This window comes from Blastomonas sp. UPD001 (assembly GCF_003426715.1).
Taxonomy (GTDB): Bacteria; Pseudomonadota; Alphaproteobacteria; order Sphingomonadales; family Sphingomonadaceae; genus Blastomonas.
Genome location: NZ_QKVT01000001.1, coordinates 3,036,240 through 3,042,995, shown reverse-complemented (window position 1 = coordinate 3,042,995; position 6,756 = coordinate 3,036,240). Strand labels below are relative to the sequence as shown.

The 6,756-nt window shown below is 66.3% G+C and carries 7 protein-coding genes; 3 read left to right on the top strand and 4 right to left on the bottom strand.

From position 1 onward, the window contains the following. Both DM995_RS21945 and DM995_RS15430 read right to left on the bottom strand, forming a co-directional pair. On the bottom strand, positions 1-536 hold a 536-nt coding region (locus DM995_RS21945; RefSeq protein WP_198669384.1), incomplete at its 3' end, for a hypothetical protein. Between the two features lie 49 nt (positions 537-585). Continuing rightward, positions 586-1,509: a glutaminase gene (locus tag DM995_RS15430; RefSeq protein ID WP_023838942.1), complete on the bottom strand. Its 924-nt coding sequence runs from the start codon at positions 1,507-1,509 to the stop codon at positions 586-588. Between the two features lie 76 nt (positions 1,510-1,585). On the opposite strand from DM995_RS15430, the gene DM995_RS15425 reads away from it, so the two are divergent. The 3 genes from DM995_RS15425 to DM995_RS15415 all read left to right on the top strand — a co-directional run bounded on the left by DM995_RS15425 (position 1,586) and on the right by DM995_RS15415 (position 4,932). Further along, on the top strand, positions 1,586-2,557 hold the full coding sequence (locus DM995_RS15425) for a bile acid:sodium symporter family protein (RefSeq protein WP_023838941.1): 972 nt from the start codon (positions 1,586-1,588) through the stop codon (positions 2,555-2,557). Between the two features lie 48 nt (positions 2,558-2,605). Beyond that, a complete protein-coding gene (locus DM995_RS15420) occupies positions 2,606-3,571 on the top strand; it encodes a radical SAM protein (RefSeq protein ID WP_116969988.1) in 966 nt (321 codons plus the stop codon). Between the two features lie 113 nt (positions 3,572-3,684). Then, a complete protein-coding gene (locus DM995_RS15415; RefSeq protein WP_116969987.1) occupies positions 3,685-4,932 on the top strand; it encodes an ABC1 kinase family protein in 1,248 nt (415 codons plus the stop codon). Between the two features lie 9 nt (positions 4,933-4,941). Here DM995_RS15415 and DM995_RS22455 read toward each other — a convergent pair whose 3' ends face one another. Together DM995_RS22455 and DM995_RS22450 are read right to left on the bottom strand one after the other, a co-directional pair. Then, the gene (locus DM995_RS22455) at positions 4,942-5,694 is read right to left on the bottom strand and encodes an SPOR domain-containing protein (RefSeq protein WP_232824432.1); all 753 of its coding nucleotides are present in this window, start codon (positions 5,692-5,694) and stop codon (positions 4,942-4,944) included. After that, complete coding sequence (locus DM995_RS22450; protein WP_232824431.1) at positions 5,669-6,550, bottom strand: tetratricopeptide repeat protein; 882 nt, start codon at positions 6,548-6,550, stop codon at positions 5,669-5,671. Before DM995_RS22450 ends, DM995_RS22455 begins: the two co-directional genes overlap by 26 nt. Positions 6,551-6,756: the final 206 nt, after the last annotated feature.

Here is a 6,756-nt window from a genome sequence, read left to right as displayed (position 1 = left end):
GTAGCCACGTCCGGCAGGCTGAGCACGGCGCTCAGGTTGTTCAGCCGCGCGCTCAGGCTCTGGACGGCCGACTTCAATCCCTTCAGCTTTTCTGCAGCGGCTGCCTGATCGATGAAGACCTGCGACGTTACGATAGCAGACGCAGTCAGCTGCGTCAGCTTGAGTTCCACCAGCCAGTGGCCATGCCTGTCGAGGTAAAGGGTTGATGCTCCGTGGCACACGCTGTTGCGCAGGTCGGCATAGGGCTGGAAACGATCGAGCGCGTGGATCGCGAGGCGCGCTGGCTTGTGGTCTACGGCGTCCAGCGCTTGCAAGCCGTTGCGCAATATCTGCAGCTTCTGGCCGAAGAGATATGCCTTGCCGAGTTCGACGCTATCGGAAGACCGGCGCGCCAGAAGCAGCAAGGTCGCGCTGACCACGCTCTCCGCCTGCGTAAAGCAGTCGAGGCAACGCCCCAGCCATAAATGCAGCTCGATATGCGCCTGGTCCCAGTCGGCGAGGGGGGCTGGAGGGCCAAGGCTGGTCAGGGCGTTCATGCCAACCGGTTATCAGCTCGCCCTTTATCAATAATTGCGCCAAATCAGGTCAAACGAACACGCTCCATCCCGTAGCCTCGACCAGCTCCTCGAGCGCGATCGCGCCGACCATCGAGGTGCCCGAGGCGTTGAGGCCCGGAGACCATACCGCGATCGCGCCATGCCCGGGCGCGATGCACAATATGCCGCCGCCGACGCCGCTCTTGCCGGGCAGGCCGATGCGATAGGCGAAATCGCCGCTATTGTCGTAATGGCCGCAGCTCATCATCACCGCGTTGATCCGGCGGCAGTTCTCGCGCGTGACCAGCTGCTCACGGTTGATCGGGTCGCAGCCGTCGAACGCCAGGAACAGCGCCGCGCGCGCGAGCTGGCGGCAGCTCATCCGCACCGCGCACTGGCGGAAATAGGCGCCCAGGCTCGCCTCGACCGGATTGGCCATGTTGCCGAACGCGGCCATGAAATGCGCGAGCGCACGGTTACGCGATCCGGTGGCGGATTCCGATTCCGCCACCTCCTCGTCCACCGCGATGCTGTCATCGCCGGAGAGCCGGTGGAAGCGTCCCAGCAGCTCGGCCTCGAACGATTCCGCACCGCTGCGCGCCACCAGCATGTCGGTGACCACGATCGCGCCGGCATTGATCAGCGGATTGCGCGGGATGCCCTTCTCGTTCTCGAGCTGGATGATCGAGTTGAACGCGCTGCCCGAAGGTTCGCGCCCCACCCGGTCCCAGACATTCTCGCCATAATGCCTGAGCGCCATCGACAATGTGAACACCTTGGAGATCGACTGGATCGAGAACGGCTCGTGGCTGTCGCCCAGCGTGACCATCGTGCCGTCGCCCAGCACGATCGCCATGCCGAACTTGGTCGGATCGACCCGGGCAAGCGCGGGGATATAATCGGCGACCTTGCCGGACCCGATATGCGGCGCCACCGCCGTCTCGATCCGTCGCGTGATCGCCTGCCAGTCCATGCCCCCTCCCCCAATCGGCGCGCTGCATCGTTCAGGCCGTTGCTTCGCTGTCGGAAACATAGCAGGGGGAAACGGCATGTCGATTCTTACGCGTCTCATCCCCGACCGGTTCGTGCTGATGCTGCTGCTCACCGTCGCGGTGGCAGCGGTGCTGCCGGTAAGCGGACAGGCGGCGGTCTATGCCGGCTATGGCGTCTCGGTCGCGATCTTCCTGCTGTTCTTCCTGCACGGCCTGCGCCTGCCGCGCGCCGAGGTGGTCGTCGCGATGAAGAACTGGCGGCTGCAGGGCGTGATCTTCGCCTTTACCTTCGCGTTCATGCCGGTGCTGGGCTGGGCGGCCTCGCACGCCCCTGGCGGGCTGTTACCGCACGGGCTGGTGATCGGGCTGCTGTTTCTCGGAATCCTGCCCTCGACCGTGCAATCTGCGATCAGCTATTCGTCCTTGGCGGGCGGCAATATCGCCGCCTCGGTCATGGCCTCCGCGCTGCTCAACCTGGCGGGCATCATCATGACCCCGCTGCTCGTCGCGCTGCTGATCGGCGCCGATGGGGGCGCGGCGATCAGCAGCGATACGGTGGTGAAGATCCTCTCGATCCTGCTGCTGCCCTTTGCGCTGGGTCAGATCGCGCAGGGCTGGCTCGGCGGCTGGGCGCTGCGCAACAAGCCGCTGCTGACGCTGCTCGATCGCACCGCGATCGCGCTTGCGGTCTATGTCGCGTTCAGCTCGGCGGTGGCCGGGGGCAAGATGCAGACCCTGGGCTGGGCTGCGCTGGCGATCCTGTGCGCGATCATCCTGGTGATGCTGGTGCTGGCGATGCTGGCGGCCTGGGGCCTGGGCGGGCTGCTCGGCCTGCCGCGCGCCGATCGCATCAGCCTGCTGTTTGCCGGATCGCACAAGAGCATCGCCACCGGCGCACCGCTCGCCGCGATCCTGTTTGCGGGGCCGCAAGCCGGCATCGTGATCCTGCCCGCGCTGATCTATCACCAGCTGCAGCTCGTGCTGTCGGCCCCGCTGGCGTCGAGGCTGGCAAAACGCGCCGAAGCCTGACGCTTTTCACTTGGCGGCTATCGCACGGGCGGTGATATAGTCGCGGTCATGAACCCAGCCGCCAGCCCGTTCGCGATCGACAACGCCCCGCCGCTCAACCCGGCCAAGTTCCGCGACCCGCTGGTCACCGCCAAGGGCGAAGCGCGGGCCAGCGTTGCGATGACCGCGCTCGAGACCTTGTGGTTCAACACCGGCACGCTGTGCAACCTGGCCTGTTTGAGCTGCTATATCGAAAGCTCTCCGCGCAACGATGCGCTGGTCTATCTGACGCTCGCTGAGGTCACGGCCTATCTGGACGAGATTGCATCGTGCGGCATCCCGACGCGCGAGATCGGGCTGACCGGGGGCGAGCCGTTCATGAACCCGGACATTATCGCGATCCTCGATCTGTGCCTGGCGCGCGGGTTCGAGACGCTGGTGCTGTCGAACGCGATGCGCCCGATGCGGCGGCACGAGGCCGCGCTGCTCGACCTCAAGGCCCGCCATGGCGAGCGGCTGACGATCCGTGTCAGCCTGGATCACTACACCCAGGCGGTGCACGAGGCCGAACGCGGCGCAAACAGCTGGGACAAGGCCCTGGCCGGCCTGCAATGGCTGGCGCAGCATGGTTTCAGGATCGCGATCGCCGGGCGGCATCTGGCGCACGAAAGCGATGCCGAGGCGCGCGCCGGATTCGCGGCACTGTTCCAACGGCTGGGCCTTGCCATCGATACGGACAACCCGCAGCAGTTCGTGATGTTTCCGGAAATGGACGCGAGCGCCGATATCGCGGAGATCAGCACCGGTTGCTGGGACATATTGGGCAAGAGCCCCGATGCGATGATGTGCGCGACCAGCCGGATGGTGGTGAAGCACAAGGGCGCAGATGCGCCCACCGTCGCGGCGTGCACGCTGCTGCCCTATGATCCCGGCTTCGACATGGGCGCGACGCTGGCCGAGGCCTCGCGCGCGGTATCGCTCAACCACCCGCATTGTGCGCGTTTCTGCGTGCTCGGCGGGGCAAGTTGCAGCTAGCCAGGCGCGCACCTACATAGCGGTCAGAGCGCGCGCCTATCCCGGCGGCGTCAAGCTGACAGGCCGAAACCCCCGCATGCTTCCCCCCCGATCGCTTTGCCAGTTTCGGCACCATGGTCGGCGGGGTGGCGGGATCGATGCTGGTCGATGGCACCAAGCAGCTGGCGCAGGGGCGCCGCCCCTCGATCGGCGCCCTGCTGCTGACCCCCGCCAATGCGCGCAAGATCGCCGACCGGCTGGCGACGATGCGCGGCGCGGCGATGAAGCTCGGTCAGCTGATGTCGATGGACACCGGCGACTTCCTGCCGCCCGAGCTTGCGGACATCCTGGGTCGTCTGCGCGCCGACGCCCAGCACATGCCGCAGGGCCAGCTGCGCAACGTTCTGAACCAGAACTGGGGACGCGGCTGGGAGAAGCGCTTTGCCAGTTTCGATTTCAGGCCCGTCGCCGCCGCTTCGATCGGCCAGGTGCATCGCGCCAGGACGCTCGACGGGCGCGACCTGGCGATCAAGGTGCAATATCCCGGCGTGCGCCAGAGCATCGACAGCGATGTCGACAATGTCGCATCGCTGATCAAGCTCACCGGCCTGCTGCCGCCGGAGCTCGACATCGACCCGATGCTGGCCGACGCCAAGGCGCAGCTGCACGAAGAGGCGGACTATGCGCATGAGGCGGCGCATCTGGCGCGCTTCGGCGAGCTGCTCGCGGGCCATCCAGACTTTCGCGTCCCCGCGCTGCATGCCGACCTCACCACCACCGACATCCTGGCGATGGACTATATCGAGAGTATTGCGATCGAGGACACCATCAGCGTGGACCAGGAAACGCGCGACGGCATCGTGCAGCGGCTGGTCGACCTGCTGCTGCGCGAGTTGTTCGACTTCCGGCTGATGCAGACCGACCCCAATTTCGCCAACTATCGCTTCGATCCGGCCAGCGGCAAGCTGGTGCTGCTCGATTTCGGCGCGACGCGCGTCGTGAAGGATGGCGTAGCCGATGCCTATCGCATGCTGCTGCGCGGCGGGATGGAGCGCGATATCCCCATGATGCGCGAGGCAGGACTGACGCTGGGCATGCTGCATCCCGACGCACCTGAAAGCCACAAGGTGGCGGTGCTGGGCATGTTCGACACGGCGTTCGAGCCGCTCCGCGTCGACGGCCCCTTCGACTTCTCATCCAACGAGATGACGACCGAATTGCGCGACGAGGGCATGGCCTTCGCCAGGGAACGCACCTTCTGGCAGGTTCCCCCCGTCGACACGCTGTTCATCCAGCGCAAGATCGGCGGCATGTTCCTGCTCGGCAGCCGGCTGAGGGCGAACACCAACGTTCACCGGCTGATCCGCGACGCGGTCATGTGATCTGCTCGATCACTTGCCGAGCGCGGTCACTTCCTGGCCCGCAGGGCTGGTGAAGGTGAAGCCCGACAGCTTGTTCTTGGCGAGCGCGTTGACGAAGGCCTGCGCTTCGTCGGCGCTCTTGAAGGGCCCTGTCAGCAGCCGGTTGGTGGCGTTGAGCGGCGTCCACCAGCCCTGCTTGCCCTTGAACAACGCGGGCGAGCTGGTGGTCAGCCGCTTCCATTCCTTGGACAGATCGGCGCGGTTGGCCCCGCCTGCCACCTGCACCCAATAGCGCTTGGGATGCTTGGGTTCGGCCTTCTTGGCGGCTGCGGCCTTTTTCTCGGCCGCCAGCTTGTCTGCGGCTTTCTTGTCGGCCAGCTTCTTGTCGGCAGCCTTCTTGTCCGCCAGCTTCTTCTCTTCTGCTGCCTTCTTGTCGGCAGCCTGCTTGTCGGCGAGCTTCTTGTCCTCTTCCGCCTTTTTCGCGGCGAGTTCCTTTTCGTCGGGCTTCTTGGGCACCGGCTTCAGCTTGGTGACATCGACCGCATCCTCGTCCAGCGCGAGTTCGGCCGCGGGAACCTGAATGCTCGCGATGACCGAGGCCAGGCTGACCCGTGCCGGTTCAGGCGCGGCAGGTAGCGGCTGGACGGTGGCCACGGCGGGTGCGGCACTGGCAACGGCGGGCGCCTGGCTGGACAATGTCAACGGCGTCTGACCGGGCGCGACGGCATTGGTCGCCGCGACCGCAGAGCCCGAACGATCAGCAGCCGGCGGCGCGGCGCTCATGGCGCCGCTCGTTTGTGCCAGATCGAAACTGCGTGGAGGCATCGGCGGCGCAGCGGTGCTGGCCGTGGCAGCCGGCGGCGGCCGGGAAATGGCCGAAATGCGCCGCTGCCGCCTGTTGCGCCGGGGTCAGGCGCCCCATGAAGCGGAAGAAGGGCTGGATCGATGCCGCCATGCGCTTGGGCATCGTCGCATCGGCAATCGCAATCGCGCCTTCGGGGTCGCCCGAGATGGCGAGCACGAAGGCCCGGGTGCGCCAGGCCGCGGCATCGCGCTTGCGCAGCAGCGGATCGAGCTGGGCTTCGGCTGCCGCCCGGTCGCCCGAAATGCCCAGCGACAATGCATAGCGGCGGATGGTCTCGTCATCCGCGCCCCGGCGCAGCGCCAGCTCGTAATCGTCCTGCGCGGCGTTGGAATTGCCGACGAGATCATAAGCGAGGCCCCGGTCCGCGGCATAGACCGTATCCGGCACGCCAAGCTTCTTCGCCTCGTCGAACAGGCGCAGCGCTTCATAGGGGTTTTCGTTGAGCAGCAGCGCCGATCCGAGCCCGGCCTTCACCCGGCCATTGCCCGGAGACATCTCGTCGGCGCGGGCGAAAAAGCCGATCGCCGCCTGCGGGTCCTGCAGCAGAAGGGCGGCGTTGCCTGCATCGATCAGCGCATCGATATCGCCCGGATAGAGCGCCAGCCGCTGCAACGCATTCTGCAGTTCGCGCGTGCCCTTGGGCTGCGCGACATCGAGCGAACTGTAACCGGTTTCGGGCGCCTCGGGGCCCTCTTCCTGCGCCTGGGCAGGGGCGAGCGAGACGCTGGCGACCGCGCACAACAGGGTAGCGAGGCGCAGTTTCCGGTGACGCAAAAACGGGGTCAAAGCCATATCGCCCCGTCAGTCGCGCTTTGCCGGGGCGATTGCAAGCACAACACGCCCTGCGGCACGGCAGGGCGTGTGCGGTATTCGATGGCTTGCGGGAACCGTTTGCCCGCCGCTGCACGTGCAAGCGGCGGGCAACGGGATTACTGGTTGTTCTGACGACCCAGGAAGCGCGGGATGTTGAGCGGCGGCGC